Genomic DNA, 19,469 nt, shown 5'->3' with positions numbered 1-19,469 from the left:
TATTATATAACAAGTACCAAATACTGTTGTAAAGAGTCATTCCTTTCCCTACACCATTGCTAGTACTCGGCATTGAAACCTCCTGCGACGAAACCGGGGTGGCGATTTATGATACCCGGCAGGGATTGCTGAGCCATGCGCTTTACTCGCAGACGGAAATGCATGGCGAGTATGGGGGTGTCGTGCCTGAACTTGCCTCCCGGGACCATATCCGTCGCGTATTGCCCCTGATAAGGCAAACGCTAGCCGGGGCCAGCATCGGGTTGCAAGACCTCGACGCTATAGCCTACACCCAGGGTCCGGGGCTGGCGGGAGCACTGCTGGTGGGCGCAAGCGTCGCCGCCTCCCTTGGCTTCGCGCTGGAAATTCCGGCCCTGGGCATTCATCACCTTGAAGGGCATCTTCTTTCTCCACTGCTATCCGACCCCGCGCCTGACTTCCCCTTCATTGCACTGCTGGTATCCGGCGGGCATACACAGTTGATGCAGGTCGACGGGCTTGGTTCATACAGGTTACTCGGCGAGACCGTGGACGATGCGGCTGGGGAAGCGTTCGACAAGACGGCGAAACTGCTGGGTTTAGGCTACCCCGGCGGCCCCGCGCTGTCGAAACTTGCGGATGAATTTTCGCGTTCGGGTCGGCCTGAGCGCTTCGAGCTCCCGCGCCCCATGCTGCATAGCGGTGATTTGAATTTCAGCTTCAGCGGGCTGAAAACCGCGGTGCTGACGCTCACCAAAAAACACGAAATGACGCCGCAAACCAAGGGTGCCATTGCCTCTGCTTTTCAGAGAGCCGTAACAGATGTCCTATCCGAAAAAGCACTGGCGGCGCTTGAAAAAACCGGTCTCAACCGACTGGTGGTTGCAGGCGGCGTGGGGGCCAACCGCCATCTGCGTAGTACGCTGCTCAGAAAAGCCGGGGAAATCGGGGCCACCGTTTTTTATCCTGAACTGCAATTCTGTACCGATAATGGCGCCATGATTGCTTTCGCAGGAGCAATGCGGTTGCAGTCCATCGATATCGCGAGGCAAAAGCTGAACGACGAGTTCACGGTTAAAGCTCGGTGGGACCTGGAAATGCAGGCAACCCCATCCGCGTTATAAAAATCTAGGGCGTGCTTTGCTTGCCGATTCGCGCCTCGGTTCCCGCGCGCAGACTTGCGATATTGGATTTATGCCGCCAGATGAGCAACAACGACATGATGAAAACTACTAAAGTCGGTTGATCGAGACCAAGAAAAAACAGCGCGTAAACGGGTGCAAGCCCTGCAGCGGCTAACGCAGCCAGCGAAGAAATGCGCCACACTACAGCGACCGTAATCCAGATGATTGCGGATAGCAGCCCCATCCACGGGTTAAACCCCAATAATACCCCAAGCGCAGTCGCTACTCCCTTTCCGCCTTTGAAACCCAGAAATACAGGGAACAAATGGCCAAGAAACACCGCCAGCGCCACCGGAGCAGTTGCATCCACCTCCACCCCTGGGATGGGGCCGGCGTATCTCGCCAACGCCACCGCCACCCAGCCTTTACCAGCGTCACCGACAAGGGTGAATACGGCCGCCGCTTTTTTCCCGCTGCGGAGGACGTTTGTCGCACCGGGGTTTCTTGAGCCGTAAGAGCGAGGATCAGGCAGGTGAAACAAACGGCTTGCCACCACACCGAAGGGAATGGAACCCAGCAAATAAGCCATCAGGACAACAGCAATTAGAGTCATCTTATTGGCGCCAAGCCGCGCATTGAAAATCACGCGGTGATTCTACGTAAAAAACCGTCGATGCGCTTCGGGAGCGTCCCGTTCTTACCTGTTTATTAGCATCAAACAGGCCCATCACTGATCAGTTGCTGATAAAATCGCCCTGGGCGCAAATCTTGGGTGTCGGGCTATAGCTTGAGTGTCTGTTCGAGTGTTTCCTCTTCTGACGGCGGCGATTACCGCACTGCGGTGATCCTCCGAATTCCGATACCCCCCGGGATGCCACCTCTCCGGAATACCTGTCAATCGCTTCGTCCCGCCCTCGTCTCGCTTCGTATAGGCAAATTCCTCAAGCCCGCAATCGCCAAGTAAGGCTTATTAGGAGGTTCCTCAAATGGATATTATCTTCCTGCAAGAACTCAAAGTTAAAACACTCATTGGAATTTATCCATGGGAGCTCAACGTTGCGCAGACCATTCAGCTCGATCTGGAGATCGCCCTACCGTCGAATCTTGCCTGCTATACGGATCATTTTGAGGATGCGCTGGATTATGCCCTTATCGTCCAACGTATTCATGAGACACTTGCCCAGCAGCATTTCTCATTGCTGGAAGCCTTGGCCCAGCACATCGCAGAAATCATCCTGATGGAATTCAAGTCACCCCGGGTCAAAATTAGCGTCGCCAAGCTCAGCGCGATACGCGGAGTGAAAAAGGTAGGGGTATGCATTGAACGCCAGCGGAACGAACCGTAACCGGAAGTATCAGGGGGGTCGCGGCTCTGCAGGATGGGAGATGGCGAAATGGCCCCCCTGACTTGGCTGGAAGCCCCGCAACAAAGATGTGAAACACCCCAAGCTGAGCAAAAATAACAAACCTTGGAGTGAATGAAGTACAGCCAGCTACGAAAGAAAAAACGCCTCTGACATTCTGCCGAAGGCCAGACCTAATTCCTGAATACATGAGGGACGCCGCCTGAGCATTGAGACGCAGCACCGCCAAACGGCTCCCGCGATAGGTTGGCCGGATTATGCACCCGCAGTTAATGTTGCTTCAATTTCTGTAAAAGTTCGAGCTATTTCGATGGATGGGATTGAGGCGCCCAGTTGCTTCTCGATTTGGGTCAACGAAAATATACCGCATACCACCGGGTTCCCTTCAATATCATCCTCTAACACTAGGGTATGTTGACGGCCGGTGTCCAGCAAGCTCGCGACAATATCCCCGACCTTCGCGCGACGCACTACCTCAAGGGGAATTCCTTCGAGCCGATCGAGCGGGGTCATGATGTCAGACACCAGGATCTCGCTGTGCTTCACGCGTCGCTCCTGAATGAATCGCAGCGGCTTCTCACCAAGCACATCCGTTGCGGTGATAATGCCTGTGAGAATCTCATCCTCATTTAGCACAAGCAAAGAACGGACTCCGCGCTGCTTCATATATTCATTTGCTGCTTCCATAGATGCGCGCGAGTCGACTATAGCGGCATGGGCGTGGCGGAGATCGGTCATAACATCAGAAGCGGGTGATTCCAGCGTGACGGATCTGGGCGGCGCTGGGCGAACTATCCGAACAGCGCCCGTCAGGCGCTGCGCGGGAAGCATGTGATAGTCGGGCATGGCATGGTCCTCCAACGTTAATGGTTGGGGATACACTTGAAATCAAAAAACCAATTCCAAACACCCCGTATGTTCACATTACCCCTAAAGGGAGTAGGGGTCAATATGATGTTCGACCGTCGCTAAAGCAGCGCAACAGCTTATAAAACCGCGAACGCCACAGGAAAACTTGTACGGGAAATGCGAGAGCGACGGGATACGAACATAGGCCCCGGTTAATAGATCCTAACGGTTATTTCCGGGTTCCGGTTTTGCGTCCGATTCCTCTTGTTTCATCATTCAATCGCCGCAGCATCGATATCGGATCTTCCGCTTGCGTGATCGGTCGGCCAATGACCAGGTAATCCGCGCCGTTCTCGATCGCCTCGCGTGGCGTCGTAACGCGTTTTTGTTCGTTCAGGGCAGCGTTGGCCGGGCGTATTCCAGGCGTAACCAGGCAAAACCCAACGCCCATGGTTTCGCGGAGGCTTTGAGCCTCAAGCGCGGAACATACCACTCCATCCAGTCCGCAATCCCTCGCCAGCCACGCCAACCGCGCCACCACCTCTTTTGGGTCTTGTTCCAGCCCGATATCGCTCAGATCACTACGTTCCATGCTGGTGAGCAGGGTGACCGCGATGAGCTTGGCCGAGCCTGCCGGCACAGCCTCGCGGGCCGCGGATAACATCCGCCGGCCGCCCAGCGCGTGAACGTTCATCATCCATACCCCCATTCCCGCCGCCACCTTGCACGCATTCGCGACCGTGCTGGGAATGTCGTGAAACTTTAAATCGAGGAATACCTCAAAACCCAGCGCCATCAGCTTGGCGATCAGCTGCGGTCCGGCAGCGGTAAAGAGCTCCTTTCCCACTTTTACCCTGCACAACGCCGGGTCCAGCATGACCACAAGATCCAACGCCTGCCGCTCGCTGGAAAAATCCAGCGCAACGATAATTCGTGAATCGCTCATTTCGTCTTGCTTCCAGGATGTGAAGAAGCTACCTGGAGATTAGGCCCGTATCTATCCATGTTCCTCCGGCAAGTGGTACTTTCTTCTGCCCGTCGCAATTTCCCGCTTTTGGCGGAGTATCTTGCCGAGGCACGACATTATTCCGATTGCGAGACCCAAGGCGAACGACAGCAGGACAATCAATATTAATGGTGCCTGCCATTCGTACCCGAAATAATAACGCAGGGTTACCGTTTCCGTATTCTTTACCGTAAAGCCCAGCAACAGGAGAAACAAGGCAATCCGCAGGAACCACATCAGATAACGCATGATTCGTTTTTCCAAAAGGCATACCGCGGGCGTAAATAGAGTAAAGGCATCCGATGAATCTCGTCGGAGTCACCGAAGAGGTGAAATAAAAAGCGGCGTGATCTTGCGATCACACCGCCATTATACTCATCCCATCTCATGCGTTATTTCAGTTTTTTTGATCGACCCGCTCTCGCATTTCTTTCCCCGCTTTGAAATGAGGCACGTACTTCTCGGGTACTCGAACTTTTTCTCCTGACTTAGGGTTGCGCCCGACGCGCGGAGGGCGGTAATTCAGATCAAAACTACCGAAACCTCGGATCTCAATGCGCTGTCCCTGTGCCAAACTCTTTGCCATAGCATCAAGGATAACCTTGACTGCCAGCTCGGCATCCTTTGCCCCCAACTGCGGATAGCGAGCTGCAAGCCTGGCGATCAGTTCAGACTTTGTCATGAATGTCCTTATTGTTCGGTATTTTTAACATCCATCTTGGCCTTCAGCAACGCTCCCAGGCTGGTCGTTCCTGTATTCGCGGAACTATCCACTGCAACTTTCTGCATGGCATCGGATTCCTCCGCCATATCCTTAGCCTTAATCGAAAGATTAATGCTGCGGTTTTTACGATCCACGTTAATGATCATCGCCTCAACCGTATCGCCCTCCTTAAGGCGTGTGCGAATGTCCTCGACCCTGTCGCGCGATACTTCGGATGCGCGCAAGTAACCCTCGACATCATTCTCCAATGCAACCACGGCGCCCTTGGCATCGATAGACTTTACTGTGCCCTTGACGATGCTATTTTTATCATTCACCGAAACAAAACTGTTGAATGGATCACCTTCGAGTTGTTTTATGCCAAGCGAAATGCGCTCGCGCTCCACATCGATAGATAATACGACGGCCTCGACTTCATCGCCTTTTTTATAGTTGCGAACCGCTTCTTCACCCGGTTGGTTCCATGAGAGATCGGAAAGGTGCACAAGTCCATCAATTCCGCCCTGTAGACCAATGAAAACGCCGAAATCGGTGATGGACTTGATTTGCCCCCGTACCTTATCGCCTTTCTGGTGGTTCATCGCAAAGTCTTCCCAGGGATTGACCTTGCATTGCTTCATACCCAGTGAAATACGACGTCGCTCCTCATCGATTTCCAGAATCATCACTTCCACTTCGTCGCCCAGTTGCACGACTTTTGAGGGATATACGTTTTTATTGGTCCAATCCATTTCGGAGACATGAACCAGGCCTTCGATGCCCTGCTCGATTTCGACAAACGCACCATAATCCGTCAGATTGCTCACTTTACCGAACAGACGGGTATGTTGCGGATAACGGCGGGAGAGCCCTACCCATGGGTCTTCGCTCAGTTGCTTCATACCCAGCGAGACGCGGTTTTTCTCCTGATCGAACTTAAGTACCTTCGCGGTCACCTCGTCGCCCACACTGATCACTTCCGACGGGTGCTTAACGCGACGCCACGCCAGATCGGTAATGTGCAGCAGGCCGTCTATGCCGCCGAGGTCCACAAAGGCGCCATAATCGGTGATGTTCTTGACGATGCCCTTGACCACGGCACCCTCTGTTAAATTTGCAAGCAGGGATTGCCGGTCAGCGCCCTGGCTTTCTTCCAGAACCGCTCGGCGCGACACGACCACGTTGTTTCGCTTGCGGTCAAGCTTGATCACCTTGAATTCCATCTCTTTGTTTTCGTATGGACTCGTGTCCTTGACCGGACGGATGTCCACGAGCGAACCCGGCAGAAAGGCGCGAATACCGTTGATCATGGCGGTGAGTCCACCTTTGACCTTGCCGCTTACCACTCCTTTCACAATGGCGCCGCTTTCCATGGCAGCTTCCAGATCATGCCAGGCTGTCAGCCGTTTGGCCTTGTCCCGCGATAGACGAGTCTCGCCGTAGCCATCTTCAAGCGCTTCAATGGCGACACTGACGAAATCACCGGCCTTGACTTCGATTTCGCCCTTGTCATTCTTGAATTCTTCGACGGGGATGAAACTTTCGGATTTCAGTCCAGCATTTACGACTACGATGTTGTAGTCGACGCGGGCGACCTGAGCGGTGATGACTTCACCGATGCGCATTTCCTGGCGGGAAAGACTTTCTTCAAATAGCGCGGCAAAACTTTCGGAGACGTCTGTGGCGGGGGAAGCAATGTTCATTGTAAAAAATACCTGATTTGGGAATCCCGTCAATACTGCCCTGACGGGGCTAATGGATTAATAATAACGCCGCTGAATCCGCCCTCTTCGCGTACAAAGAGAGAGGCTCGGCAGCACGAGAGTTGAACTACTAATCGTTTACCTTCAACACTACCTCGGCTTTATATTTGGCGATGTCAGTTTCGTTCCATGGTGTTACCATCCATGGCATCCTTACCAGCATCACAATAAGGCTTAAAAAAACTGCAGCATTAAGTGTGCTTATTGCTGGTATCCGCACCAATTGAAGCCGCAATACAACTCAACAGAGCAACTGCTCAACTGAGCAACTGAGCAACTGAGACACCACGTCCATACCAAAACCGAGGGCCTTCAAGCTGTGTTCAGGAGCGCCCTTTTGTACAGACATCGGCGTAGCGCACGAGTACACTATCCACCGCTTGTGCAATACTGAGCAAACTGGTATCCAGCAAAAAGGTGTCTGCACCCAACTGCAAAGGAGCCACGGCGCGATTGCTGTCACGCCTGTCGCGTTCCCGTATATCCTCCAGAAGGGAGGCAATATTAGCATCAACCCCTTTTTCCATCAACTGTTTATGTCTCCGCTGCGCACGCGTTTCAGCATCCGCCGTGAGGAATATCTTTAGAACGGCTTCGGGAAAAACGACGGAGCCCATGTCGCGGCCGTCAGCCACCAGACCGGGAAGCTGACGGAAAGCCCGCTGCCGATCCAGGAGCGCCAGCCGCACCCGCGGGAAAGCAGCGATCTTGGAAGCGGCATTGCTGCATGCTTCTGCGCGAATGGCATCGCTGACATCTTCACTTCCCAAACGAATTTGCGAATCTATAAAGGCTACGTCGAGATTGGCCGCGACTTCGCCGAGCGCCCCTTCGCCATTCAGATCGACGCCGGACCGCGTCGCCGCCAGCGCGACCAATCGATAGAGGGCGCCGCTGTCGAGATAATGAAAACCCAGCTTTACCGCTACGCGTTGGGCAACGGTGCCCTTGCCCGAAGCCGAAGGGCCATCTATGGCGATGACAGGAATATGATGTGTACTCATGACAGATCTAAATTAAAGCCCGTGGCTGATCATATGAATGATACCGGATCAGCCTTGCACTATTGCTGAGAACTTGTCGAAATAATCGGGGAAGGTCTTCGCTACGCAATGCGGATCGTTAATACGAACCGAAGTGCCAAGCGAGGCCAGCGAGAAACACATGGCCATCCGGTGATCGTCGTATGTATCGATCACGGCGTGCGTGGCAAGGCCCTTGGCTGGCGGCGTGATGCGTAAAAAATCCGCCCCTTCATCCACCGTCGCGTCCAGTTTACGCAACTCCTTCGCCATTGCCGCGAGACGATCCGTTTCTTTTACGCGCCAACTCGCAATATTCGTCAGCATCGTAGTGCCTTTGGCAAACAGCGCGGTCACCGCAAGCGTCATGGCCGCATCGGGGATATGATTGCAGTCCAGATCAATTGCCCGGAGAAAGCCCGATGCAGGCGCACGGGCTTCCATCCAGTTGGCGCCTGAGGTAATTTGCGCACCCATTTTCATTAACGCTTCAGCAAAACGCACGTCACCCTGCAGGCTGTCACGCCCGATGCCTTCCACTCGTACCGGACCGGTACCGATAGCGCCGGCAGCGAGAAAATATGAAGCGGAGGAAGCGTCGCCTTCGACAAATATTTCACCCGGACTGCGATAACGCTTCCCCCCTGGAACATTAAAGCGCCGCCAGTTTTCATGTTCCACGCGCATGCCGAACCGAGCCATCAGTGCTATCGTCAGCTCAACATAAGGACGCGAAATCAGCTCGCCGCTCACCGTTATTACTGACTCCCGGTCGCTATCGGTTGCGCAGAAAGGCATTGCCATGAGCAGGCCGGTCAAAAACTGGCTTGAGACATCGCCCCTCACTGTTATATTGCCGGCGCGAATATGCCCGGGTTTGATTTGCAGCGGCGGGAAGCCTGCGTTGCCGAGATAGGTAATATCCGCGCCCAGTTGACGGAGCGCATCCACCAGATCACCGATGGGCCGTTCATGCATGCGCGCAGTGCCAGACAACCGATAACTTCCGTTGGACAGCGCCAACGCCGCAGTCAGAGGACGAAAAGCGGTTCCTGCATTGCCCAGAAATAAATCGGCTTTACTGACCGGGAACCGTAACGGAAAATGAGCGCCCACGCCCTGCACCCGATAAACCCCTTCATTCACCTTGACGATGGGCACGCCCAGGGCTTTCAGCGCGTCCAGCATGCGTGCCGTGTCGTCGGAAACGAGCACATCGCGTATCTCCGTTGCGCCATCCGCCAGTGCGGCAAGCAATAAAACACGATTGGAAATACTCTTCGAGCCGGGCAGACGCACGGTTCCCCGTGCAGTTTTAACTGCCGGGAGGTCAAGAACATCCATGATGAATCTCGGGAACGATCTTGGCTCCCATCAGATGTCGTTCATTTTGGGCACTCGGTACGATTCTCAGCGCCCCCCCCGGGAAATTCGATGAAGCGTAAGTGGAGCCGCACTGGCGGTTTGCATTATGGCTGTTGTTCCGTCTGCCCCCAGCTTGAAGGAGGTGGTTTCGTTTGCGGAAAAGCCTGCGCAACCATTCGAATCATAGGTAAAACCTTTTACCTTTAGCGCGCCGCTTGCGGAATCGTAGGAATACGAGGCGAATTCGACACCCGGACCGCCACAACTGTTATGACCGGGACGCTCAGGATCCCCAATCGGATCCATCATCAAAATTTTACCGTTAGAAAAGAACAGGTACGTTTGCGTCTTGAGGGTAGAGGTGTCGACCGCCCAGGCACCGATGATTCCCTTTGGATCGTTCTCCATTTTGGGATAACGGCTTTCCTTGACCATTGTCCTAGTCGGTTCCTCGGCGGTGGTTTTGATCAATGCCCCAGGATTGAATGCGGATGTTGCGGGTTTCAGTTCTGAAGGAGCCGCGACGATATCGGTAGCGACCAGTCCCGAACCATCGATACGGATGCGCCAATTCGGGCGCAAATGCGATAGTCCGGCCTGAAGATTAGTGTCAACGACCGGCTCTCCGGCGAATTTGAATCCCCTGGTATCAAACTCCGACATGCGCGCGGCGCCGTATTCCACCCCCGCTTTACTGACCAGCTTACTGCCGCAAACGCGATTGACATCGCAGGAATCATCAGGGGTCGCTTCCCCTTGCAGATACTCGCCGGTTCCGCTTGTCGAGGCGCGGATGGCGATTGCCATGGTGTCGTCGTAGCTTACCCAGATATCCGTACTGAGCAAGCTCATGCCTTGCGAGAGAAAGTGAGCACCGGCCAGTTCCACGCCCCTGACGGGTCCGCCAATCCCGCCCGCGTCCCTCGCCTTCTGCAACTCGGCTGAGGACCCGAACCCTGCGAAGTCGCCATCTAGATTAATGGCGGCGCTAACGGCGGCTGCAGCACCCGCCGGAATCGAAATACCATTCTCCGGGTTGCCGTCCGCATCCAGCGATTGCAGGAGCACAAGAATATTCTTCAACCTGTTCGGGTTATCCGCAGCCAGCTCGATTGGCGTAACGATAGGCGCGCCTTTGACCTTTCCCAGAATCATGCTGCCGAGCTTAAACTCAACTGTATCTCCGTGATTGTACTTGTAGCTCCCTCTCTCGTCTGTGGTGCCCGCCGCTCCTGAGGACGATGTATAGGCAACGCCGGCAACCGCCGCATCCGTTAACACCCCGGTCGTAGGCCCTGTTTCCGGCTTTCCGCCGCCGTTACCCCCGCGTTTATCACCCCCATCGCATGCGGCAAGAGTCAACAACAGCACGGCCGGAATAAACTGTGTCCAGCGGTTCCAGCCATCCATCGGATTGAGCTTCATTTCGACGTTCCCTCTAATTGATTTAAATTTTTTTACTTATGTTAAAATATCCCCGTAATTTCATTGGGATAGTACTTATGCGGATGGCGGATGCAGCGATAAATCCCGCTATTATAATCACACTGCCGATCCGGAATAAAATTAAGCACGCGCGGAACAAATCGTGAGCGTAGCGAGAGCAGCTCGATCCAGGGGAACTTCACTCATAAAGCCAAATACTATGGCATCCCGCTCACCGATGGTCAGCCGCCGAGCATGACCCGCCACGCACGCCTCATTAAGGAAGCTCCAATGTCGCAATGGTTCCAAGATAACTCCCGGTCCATCGGGCACACTCCCTTGGTTCGACTCAATCGCATTACCGACGGCGCACCCGCGACCGTGCTGGCCAAAATCGAAGGTCGGAATCCATCCTATTCCGTAAAATGCCGCATTGGCACCGCGATGATCGAGGATGCGGAGCACCGGGGGCTACTCCATCCAGGAAAAGAACTCGTGGAGCCGACCAGCGGTAACACCGGCGTTGCGCTAGCATTTGTCGCGGCTGCGCGGGGGATACCGTTGACCTTGACCATGCCGGAAACCATGAGCCTCGAACGCCGCAAGTTGCTCAGTGCTTATGGCGCGAAACTGATTTTGACCGAAGGCGCGCGCGGTATGAAAGGGGCAATAGTAAAGGCAGAGGAACTGGCCGCGTCAGACCCCGACCGCTATGTATTGCTTCAGCAATTCACCAATCCGGCGAATCCCGCTATCCATGAGCGCACGACCGGACCGGAAATATGGAATGACACTGACGGGGCGGTCGATATTTTCGTATCCGGTGTGGGCACGGGCGGCACTATCACGGGCGTTTCACGCTATCTCAAGAAAACGAAGGAGAAAGCCGTTATGTCAGTGGCAGTGGAGCCCTCCGCCAGTCCCGTACTCACGCAACAGCGTTCGGGAGAGCCGTTGAATCCCGGTCCGCATAAAATTCCCGGTATTGGAGCGGGTTTCGTCCCGGAAAACCTGGATCTGTCACTGGTGGATGAAATCCAGCAGGTGAGCAATGAGGAGGCGATACGTTACGCACGCCGGCTTGCGCGCGAGGAAGGAATCATTTCCGGAATTTCATGTGGAGCGGCTGTGGCCGTGGCAGTCCGCTATGCCCGGCATCCTGAACACGCGGGCAAAACAATCGTCGTAATTCTGCCGGATTCCGGTGAGCGTTATTTGAGTTCCACCCTCTTCGAAGACGCACTTGACGCTTGAATCTGAACAACCCTAGGCTGAACCTGCATAGGGGCTCAAGATTCGACTCCAGATCGCCAATCTACCGGAATACTCGATGTCGTTAAAAGAAACAAACCTTGAGATCGGCACGGTTGTGGCCGAATTGCGAACTTTGCGATTGAGATCGCTGGATACGCGGAAGCGACGCGACAGGCCGCCGAAGCTTCCTTCCCGTAAGGTATTGGTGGGCATTTCCGATGGCTTAAGAGCGGTACTGTTTCCCAACCGTCTGGGCTTACCTGACCTCACTAATGAAAGCGTCGATTACTACGTTGGGCATATGCTGGATGTGACGCTGCGGGAATTAATGGTGCAAGTTCGCCGCGAACTCCGCTTCGTATCCGGTTCGGATCCCTCGGGCAATTCGGATCGGGAACAGGCGGCCGGCATCACACAGGCATTTGCCCGGCAGTTGCCGCGTGTGCGCAGCTTGCTGGAAAGCGACGTTCAGGCGGCTTATGAGGGCGACCCGGCCGCGCGTAGCGTCGACGAGGTACTCGTCTGCTATCCCGGCATCACAGCCATCATGCATTACAGGCTTGCGCATGAACTGCACTGTCTGGGCGCGCCCTTGATCGCGCGCATGATTTCGGAAATCGCCCACTCTGCTACCGGCATTGAAATCCATCCGGGCGCGCAGATCGGCGGTAGTTTTTTTATTGATCATGGCACGGGTGTCGTTATTGGTGAAACCGCTATCATTGGTGAACACGTACGTCTGTATCAGGCTGTAACGCTTGGGGCGAAGCGTTTCCCGGTTGACGAACACGGCGCGCTGGTAAAAGGCAACTTGCGCCATCCCATCGTCGAGGATGATGTCGTCATCTACGCCGGCGCCACCATTCTTGGCCGCATCACTATCGGACGTGGCTCAACCATTGGCGGCAATGTCTGGCTTACGCGCAGCGTTCCCCCTGGCAGCACCATTTCACAGGCACAGACGCGCAGTGAGGTATTTGAGGGCGGTGCCGGCATCTAGCGGATTCTAGTGACATTCGTAGACTGTAAAACTTATCAGCGGCTCTTCGACAGCCAGCGAACCACCATGACCATCCGCGCCGCCCCAACGTCTGAGAACTCCTCGATCGTGGATCACCGCTAGCATGCTCTGGAAAGACAAACAGACAAACGCTATTGGTTGTCTGTTCTCCATCGCATTCCATCGAGTTGACGCTTGATCACCCAATACTTAGACTGTGGGGTAATGCCGCCTCCGGAGCAGAACAATAAAAGGAATACGGGACGTTATGTACGCGAATTGCATTAAGTGCGGCAGTCAGAAAACGCACAGTTCACGCGTGAGGCCCGGCGAACGCACAGCGGCGATGCTCTTCCTCAAGCCGGTGCGCTGCCGTGAGTGCAGGGAGCGCTTCTGGGTGCAAAATCCCACCGCGTATGTTGCGGCAGGGGCAGCACTCTCGCTTATCGTGCTGGTCTTTACCACTGTCTGGCTGCTTATTGAACAAAACTCGGTTGACCAGTACATCGTTCCGGCAAGCGAAGGTCAGCCAGCAAGCGAAGGCCAGCCGAAGCAAGAGACTATAGGCGCGGGTAAATCCGCTGCCGCGCAGCAAACATATCCGACCGCGACAGATGCCGGAATCATACCTTCAAAAGATTCCAAGACCGAACGCAGCAAAAAGCAGCCTGCGCCTCAAGTATCCAGCCCAACGGATGATCATTACTTCACCGTGCGGCTGTATCAGGAAAGCGCGGAAAACGGAAACAGCGATGCGCAGTACAAGCTCGGTTTACTCTATCTGACGGGAAATGGTGCTCTGCAGGATTTCGCCGAGGCTGCAAAATGGCTTAAGCTGGCAGCGGAGCAGGGTTACGCGCTCGCACAGTACGAATTAGGGCTCATTTATCGCACGGGGCATGGCGTAGCGATTGATCAGGTTCAGAGTTACGTTTGGCTTAATCTTGCCGCCGCGGCCGGCATTCAGCAAGCGGTGGCGGCGAGAGAGGAAGTCATGCGCTCTCTCAATGGGAAGCAGCTTGCTCAAGCGCAAAAGGCGTCTCGGGACTGGCTCGCCTCGAAATCAAAATCCAAAACACCGGACAATGGCAGCAGCAAGCCGAGCCGCGACATCCATGAATGACATCTACTGCACGCCGATCCGATCGTTTGTAACCGGTGTTCAGCTTGCGTAGTCTTGCCAGCATTTGCGAATTCCTGATCGCGTATTATCCACGAAAGCTTTGAGCCTTTGGACAAGGTCCTTACCAGACCCGTAGCAAAGCCCGTGCTCATTTGAACAAAAACTGCGCCACCGAGGAATCTGCCTTGAATAAGATATTCGACGTTGTTATTGTCGGTGCGGGTACCGCCGGTTTAGCTGCGTTACGGGAAGTAAAGAAGCGTACTCGCAATTTCATCCTGATCAATGATGGCCCGTGGGGCACAGTTTGCGCCCGTGTTGGGTGCATGCCCTCCAAGACACTGATCGAAGCCGCGAACGCCTTTCATCACCGCGGGACCTTTGACGAATTCGGTATCCGGGGAGAGGAATCGCTTACAGTCGACATTCCAGCCGTGCTGCGGCGCGTGCGCAGGCTCCGCGATGCCTTCGTTGCCAGTACGCTTAAAGCGACCAACGCGCTAGGCGAGCAGGCAATCAGCGGACAAGCGCGTTTACTTGGGGTGGGAAGGCTTGTGGTAAACGGTCGCGAACTGCACGCCCGCAACATCATCATCGCTACCGGATCTCACCCGGTCGTGCCGGAAGCCTGGCGCACCGTCACACAACAACTGCTTACCACCGATACCCTGTTCGAGCAGGAAACACTGCCGCGCCGCATTGCGGTAATAGGCTCGGGGCCCATCGGCATCGAGATGGCACAGGCGCTTTCCCGACTGGGTATTGACATCGTCGCGTTTGGGGCGGAAACCGCTATTGCAGGATTAAGCGATCCGCGGGTCAACGCGGTCGCGATAGATCTTTTAAGACAGGAATTTCCCTTGCATCTCGGAGAAAAGGCTGACCTGGATGCGGCGGTGATGAACGGTGGCCAAGGCGGCGCAGTGCGGGTGCGTGGCAAGGATAGCGTAGCCGTAGTTGATAGTGTTCTGGTCAGCCTGGGCCGGCGCCCTAATATCCAACATCTGGGCCTCGAAACCCTGGGTGTCGAACTCGATGAGCAGGGGTTGCCTCCAGTCGATCCCCATACCATGCAAATTGGTGATCTGCCCGTTTTCATGGCTGGCGACGTCAATGACGAAAAGGCGCTATTGCATGAGGCGACCGATGACGGTCACATAGCCGGAATCAACGCCAGCCGTTCCAACACAGCAATTTTTGCGCGTCGCACTCCGCTTGCGATCGTCTTTGCCGACCCCGGCATCGCGATGGTAGGGAAGCGCTTTGAATCCGGTGACAGCAACATGCTTGTGGGGGAAGCGGACTTTCACCATCAGGGACGTGCACAAGCCGGTCAGCGCGACCGAGGCGTCTTACGCATTTACGCAGAATCGGAAAGCGGCAGGCTGCTCGGCGCAGAGATGTGCGTGCCGGCCGCGGAACACCTGGCGCATTTGCTGGCACTGGCTATCGAACGCTCGCTGACGGTCCACGACATGCTGCGATTGCCTTTCTACCACCCGGTCCTGGAGGAGAGTGTTCGCACCGCCCTGCGCGAGTTGGCGGCACAACTGCCATCATGCGGCGAGTCCGACCTCGCGGGTTGCGAGCCTCTCAATGCCGAGGCGCTGGAATAATCGCGCGGATTCATCCATACGTTGCCCCGTCCTGGTGATGACGTTACTGTAGAAAGTACGCATGCAACAGCCTATAATCGCTTCGATGCGAACGTCCATATGCCTGTTCCCCCCGGCAAGTCGTGATCGAACTCGCCCTTCATAATCGTTTATTTGTCTTAAACCGTTTACTTATCTCAGTCTGATTCGATTTACATACTGCGATTTTTCCAGCAGACACATGGCAAATCGTTTTGATGCGGATACCGTTTCCTTGCGTGTGCCCGAGCTATGCAATGATCGGTTCGCATAGAATTGTGAAGTCCTGGGCTACATGAGGAGTCTGTTTTATGAACGAATTCGCGTTTGCCAGAGTACTCCACGTCTTGGGCGTTGTGTTCTGGATTGGTGGCGTAGCGATGGTAACGACGGTGTTGATTCCGGCGATGGCCCAAATGAGATCGTCATCCGAGCGAATGGAATTTTTCGGCCGTATTGAAAGCCGCTTCGCTCCTCAGGCACGCTTCACGACATTGCTCGTCGGTTTGAGTGGTTTTTACATGGTGCATATACTCAACGCCTGGAGCCGATTTGCAGAACTTCGCTACTGGTGGATGCACGCCATGGTTCTGGTATGGGGGATCTTTACCTTGATGCTGTTCGTGGTGGAACCCTTCGTGTTGCGTCGGCAAGTCAGGCGCACGGATAACGGGGACCCCGATAAAAACTTCAGACGGATGCGGCGCATGCACCAAGTATTGTTAAGTCTGAGCCTTGTTGCTGTTGGGGGGGCCGTGGCCGGCAGTCACGGCTGGATGCTGCCAGGGGACTAAGCATGAGCTACGCGGCGATAAAGATGATTCACGTCACCAGCGTAGTCATCAGCTACCTGCTGTTTTCACTACGTGGGATATGGATGATGCAGGACTCCGTAGCCCTGAAACAACGCTGGGTTAAAATAACGCCTCACATCGTCGATACCGTATTGCTGACAAGCGCCATCGCCCTGGCTGTCAAGATCGGGCAGGACCCGATACATGACTCGTGGCTCGGCGCCAAAGTTGTGGGTCTGCTGATATATATTGCGCTTGGCATGGTGACACTGCGATTTGGCAAAACCCGCAATGCGAGGATTTACGCGTGGATTGCGGCTCAGTTTGTTTTTTTTTACATCGTTCTCGTTGCGGTGACAAAAAACCCGGCATTATATTTCGGTGCAACCTCGTAATACTGAAACTAAAGATAGTTTCGGGTCGTCAAAAAACAGCTCTACAACGCGGTAAAATCCCAGCGTACGATTTACAGTGCATAGCACTCCACGCGATATTGCTTTAAGCTCAACCTTTTGGTTCTCCAAGAAGTGATATTGGAACTGTTTTTTCGACTTTATACTTCGCCTCATTTCATTCCCCTGTCCGATCACGGTCGGTTCTTTTCACCTGACATGCAGATTTCGCCACTTTCCACTCATTGCCAGACATGCTAGCGCGTTGGTGGATTTATCTTCTCGCTGCTGTTTCCGCACTGGGTCTTCTCGCGGTTTTATTGACCGGTTTCGCCGCTCTGGTTACGATTCCCACCCTTCCGTCGCTGGAAGCCCTGACCGAATATCGCCCCAAAATTCCTTTGCGCGTTTACAGCGCAGAAGGGATCCTCATAGGCGAATTCGGTGAAGAACGGCGGGAAATGGTAAAAATCGGCGCGGCTCCCCAGCGCCTCAAGCAGGCCATCCTTGCAGCGGAGGACGATCGTTTCTACCAGCATGGCGGGGTGGATTACATTGGCATACTGCGCGCAGCCTACTCCAATTTCACCTCCGGCGGCGTACGGCAGGGAGCCAGCACGATCACTATGCAGGTCGCGCGTAATTTTTTCCTGACGAAGGAAAAAACCTTAACCAGAAAATTCAGCGAGGCTTTGCTTGCCTTCAAGATCGAACATAGCTTGAGCAAGGACGAAATCCTCGAACTCTACTTTAATCAGATTTATCTGGGGCAGCGAGCTTACGGTTTTGCCGCCGCCGCGCAGGTCTATTTTGGAAAATCGCTGAATAACATTAATCTCGCGGAAGCAGCGATGCTCGCAGGTCTGCCGAAAGCGCCGTCGCGCTTCAACCCCGTAGTCAATCCCAAGCGCGCCAAGACACGCCAACTCTACGTCCTCAGGCGCATGAATGACCTTGGCTATATCCCCAGCGAAGAGTTCAAAGGAGCGGAAAAACAACCGATACAGGTGAAGCGCGAGTCACAGGAATTTGGAATGCGCGCGGACTATGTGGCGGAAATGGCGCGTCAGGCAGTTTTCGAACGCCATCAGGACGATACGTATAGCAAAGGTTTTAAAGTCTATACCACGATTCGGCGATCGGATCAGGAAGCCGCCTATAAAGCAGTGCGTCAGGGCGTAATGGACTACGACCGGCGTCACGGATACCGCGGTCCCGAAGCGGTGATAGATTTATCGAAAAACGGCGCCGATCGGGAGGAGATGCTCGAAGATGCGCTTCAGGAAGTGGCCGATAGCGGTGACATCCACGCCGCTGTCGCCTTGGCCGTAGATCCCAAGCTGGTACGGGCGTATCGCAGAGGCGGAGAAATTGTTGAGATCAGCGGAGATGGCCTCAAGTTCGCGCAAAAATTTCTTACTACCAAAGCTGCCCCCGGCCAGCAGAATATTCGCCCGGGCTCATTAATCCGGATACGTAAAAACGATAAGGGAGCGTGGCAAATTATACAGCTCCCTCAGGTCGAAGCCTCACTGGTCGCGGTGAATCCGCGGGATGGCGCGATCCGTGCCATAGTGGGCGGGTTTGACTTCAACCGAAACCAATTCAATCACGTCACGCAGGCATGGCGTCAGCCAGGATCGAGCTTCAAGCCATTCATCTATTCTGCCGCGCTGGAGAAGGGTTTCACGCCCGCAACGGTCATCAATGATGCACCCCTTTCCTTCACTGCCGAAGAAACAGGAAGCGAGCAGTGGGATCCGCGGAACTATGATGGAAATTACGAGGGTCCATTGCGCATGCGCGAGGCGCTGGCGAAATCGAAGAATCTGGTCTCCATCCGCATTCTGCAGTCCATCGACGTTCAATATGCGCAGGATTACGTTGCCCGCTTTGGATTCGACCCCAAGCAACACCCTCCCTATCTGACAATGGCGCTGGGCGCCGGATCGGTGACGCCTATTCAAATGGCGATTGGTTATGCGGCATTCGCCAATGGCGGGTTCCGGATATCACCCTATTTCATCCAACGCATCGAAGATGAAAAAGGCAACATCCTGGAACAGGCAAAACCCGTGCTGGCGGGAGAGGGGGCGAAGCAAATCATTGATCCTCGTAATGCATTCCTCATGACCAGCATAATGCAGGATGTGGTGCAGCGCGGCACGGCCACTAAAGCACGACAGCTCGGTCGTGCCGATCTGGCGGGAAAGACAGGCACGACCAGCAATTATGTGGATGCATGGTTTTGCGGCTATCAAGGAGATTTGGTCGCTATTGCCTGGATCGGCTTTGACAACCCCAAATCCCTGGGAAATAACGAAACCGGGAGTCACGCCGCCTTGCCAATGTGGATGAGCTATATGGGCCAAGCATTAAAAGGCATGCCGGTTTCCGTTTATAAGCCACCTTCCGGAATTGCAACCGCGAAAATCAATCCCGAAACGGGCTTGAGAGAACCGGCCGGCACCTTGACGGAATATTTTTTGGAGGAGCAATTGCCCCCGGAAGCGGAGGATAAGGTGGAAAAGGTGGAAAAGGTGGAAAAGGTGGAAAAGGTGGAGAAAGTGGACAAGGTGGACGGTCATCTGAAGTCGGTAGAAGACATCATAAATGAGTTCCTGTCCCCTTGAGATCGAGCGGGAAATTACGTCATATCTTAGACGCCACTG

At 54.5% G+C, this 19,469-nt stretch carries 18 protein-coding genes; 9 read left to right on the top strand and 9 right to left on the bottom strand.

Annotation, left to right across the window (positions count from 1 at the left end):
- Nucleotides 1–56 precede the first annotated feature (56 nt).
- A complete protein-coding gene (gene tsaD, locus C8R31_RS01300) occupies nucleotides 57–1,103 on the top strand; it encodes a tRNA (adenosine(37)-N6)-threonylcarbamoyltransferase complex transferase subunit TsaD (RefSeq protein WP_107692280.1) in 1,047 nt (348 codons plus the stop codon).
- A gap of 4 nt (nucleotides 1,104–1,107) precedes the next feature.
- On the opposite strand, the gene plsY is transcribed toward tsaD, so the two are convergent.
- The gene (gene plsY, locus C8R31_RS01295) at nucleotides 1,108–1,716 is read right to left on the bottom strand and encodes a glycerol-3-phosphate 1-O-acyltransferase PlsY (protein WP_107692783.1); all 609 of its coding nucleotides are present in this window, start codon (nucleotides 1,714–1,716) and stop codon (nucleotides 1,108–1,110) included.
- Between the two features lie 373 nt (nucleotides 1,717–2,089).
- Here plsY and C8R31_RS01290 point away from each other — a divergent pair, with 373 nt between their 5' ends.
- Nucleotides 2,090–2,449, top strand: coding sequence for a dihydroneopterin aldolase (locus C8R31_RS01290; RefSeq protein ID WP_107692279.1), 360 nt, complete (start codon nucleotides 2,090–2,092; stop codon nucleotides 2,447–2,449).
- A gap of 273 nt (nucleotides 2,450–2,722) precedes the next feature.
- Here the strand turns inward: C8R31_RS01290 and C8R31_RS01285 are convergent, their stop codons facing one another.
- From C8R31_RS01285 to C8R31_RS01250, 8 genes are all read right to left on the bottom strand, one after another.
- On the bottom strand, nucleotides 2,723–3,313 hold the full coding sequence (locus tag C8R31_RS01285) for a CBS domain-containing protein (RefSeq protein ID WP_107692278.1): 591 nt from the start codon (nucleotides 3,311–3,313) through the stop codon (nucleotides 2,723–2,725).
- A gap of 232 nt (nucleotides 3,314–3,545) precedes the next feature.
- Nucleotides 3,546–4,262 (bottom strand): orotidine-5'-phosphate decarboxylase, encoded by a 717-nt coding sequence (gene pyrF, locus C8R31_RS01280; RefSeq protein ID WP_107692277.1) that lies wholly within the window; start codon nucleotides 4,260–4,262, stop codon nucleotides 3,546–3,548.
- 51 nt (nucleotides 4,263–4,313) lie between these two features.
- Nucleotides 4,314–4,571, bottom strand: coding sequence for a lipopolysaccharide assembly LapA domain-containing protein (locus C8R31_RS01275; RefSeq protein WP_107692276.1), 258 nt, complete (start codon nucleotides 4,569–4,571; stop codon nucleotides 4,314–4,316).
- 148 nt (nucleotides 4,572–4,719) lie between these two features.
- Nucleotides 4,720–5,004 (bottom strand): integration host factor subunit beta, encoded by a 285-nt coding sequence (locus tag C8R31_RS01270; protein ID WP_091136706.1) that lies wholly within the window; start codon nucleotides 5,002–5,004, stop codon nucleotides 4,720–4,722.
- Between the two features lie 8 nt (nucleotides 5,005–5,012).
- The gene (gene rpsA, locus C8R31_RS01265; protein WP_107692275.1) at nucleotides 5,013–6,728 is read right to left on the bottom strand and encodes a 30S ribosomal protein S1; all 1,716 of its coding nucleotides are present in this window, start codon (nucleotides 6,726–6,728) and stop codon (nucleotides 5,013–5,015) included.
- Between the two features lie 383 nt (nucleotides 6,729–7,111).
- Complete coding sequence (gene cmk / locus C8R31_RS15905; RefSeq protein ID WP_107692274.1) at nucleotides 7,112–7,792, bottom strand: (d)CMP kinase; 681 nt, start codon at nucleotides 7,790–7,792, stop codon at nucleotides 7,112–7,114.
- Nucleotides 7,793–7,840: 48 nt separating this feature from the next.
- The gene (aroA, locus tag C8R31_RS15900; protein WP_107692273.1) at nucleotides 7,841–9,154 is read right to left on the bottom strand and encodes a 3-phosphoshikimate 1-carboxyvinyltransferase; all 1,314 of its coding nucleotides are present in this window, start codon (nucleotides 9,152–9,154) and stop codon (nucleotides 7,841–7,843) included.
- Nucleotides 9,155–9,220: 66 nt separating this feature from the next.
- On the bottom strand, nucleotides 9,221–10,600 hold the full coding sequence (locus C8R31_RS01250) for an adhesin (protein WP_107692272.1): 1,380 nt from the start codon (nucleotides 10,598–10,600) through the stop codon (nucleotides 9,221–9,223).
- Nucleotides 10,601–10,891: 291 nt separating this feature from the next.
- On the opposite strand from C8R31_RS01250, the gene cysK reads away from it, so the two are divergent.
- The 7 genes from cysK to C8R31_RS01215 all read left to right on the top strand — a co-directional run bounded on the left by cysK (nucleotide 10,892) and on the right by C8R31_RS01215 (nucleotide 19,430).
- Nucleotides 10,892–11,854: a cysteine synthase A gene (cysK, locus tag C8R31_RS01245; RefSeq protein ID WP_107692271.1), complete on the top strand. Its 963-nt coding sequence runs from the start codon at nucleotides 10,892–10,894 to the stop codon at nucleotides 11,852–11,854.
- 76 nt (nucleotides 11,855–11,930) lie between these two features.
- Entirely contained in the window at nucleotides 11,931–12,854 is a 924-nt protein-coding gene (gene epsC / locus C8R31_RS01240) for a serine O-acetyltransferase EpsC (protein ID WP_107692270.1), read from the top strand.
- A gap of 397 nt (nucleotides 12,855–13,251) precedes the next feature.
- Nucleotides 13,252–13,977 carry a tetratricopeptide repeat protein gene (locus tag C8R31_RS01235; protein ID WP_258192477.1) on the top strand — a complete coding sequence of 242 codons (726 nt, stop codon included), beginning with the start codon at nucleotides 13,252–13,254 and terminating at the stop codon, nucleotides 13,975–13,977.
- A 185-nt stretch (nucleotides 13,978–14,162) separates the two neighbouring features.
- Nucleotides 14,163–15,593, top strand: coding sequence for a dihydrolipoyl dehydrogenase (locus C8R31_RS01230; RefSeq protein WP_107692782.1), 1,431 nt, complete (start codon nucleotides 14,163–14,165; stop codon nucleotides 15,591–15,593).
- Nucleotides 15,594–15,922: 329 nt separating this feature from the next.
- Nucleotides 15,923–16,405, top strand: coding sequence for a CopD family protein (locus tag C8R31_RS01225; RefSeq protein WP_107692268.1), 483 nt, complete (start codon nucleotides 15,923–15,925; stop codon nucleotides 16,403–16,405).
- Nucleotides 16,406–16,407: 2 nt separating this feature from the next.
- Nucleotides 16,408–16,800 carry a SirB2 family protein gene (locus C8R31_RS01220; protein WP_107692267.1) on the top strand — a complete coding sequence of 131 codons (393 nt, stop codon included), beginning with the start codon at nucleotides 16,408–16,410 and terminating at the stop codon, nucleotides 16,798–16,800.
- 251 nt (nucleotides 16,801–17,051) lie between these two features.
- Nucleotides 17,052–19,430 carry a penicillin-binding protein 1A gene (locus C8R31_RS01215; RefSeq protein WP_107692266.1) on the top strand — a complete coding sequence of 793 codons (2,379 nt, stop codon included), beginning with the start codon at nucleotides 17,052–17,054 and terminating at the stop codon, nucleotides 19,428–19,430.
- Nucleotides 19,431–19,469: the final 39 nt, after the last annotated feature.

The sequence above is a fragment of the Nitrosospira sp. Nsp2 genome (assembly GCF_003050965.1).
Lineage (GTDB): Bacteria > Pseudomonadota > Gammaproteobacteria > Burkholderiales > Nitrosomonadaceae > Nitrosospira.
This window is presented reverse-complemented; position numbering and strand designations above follow the sequence as displayed.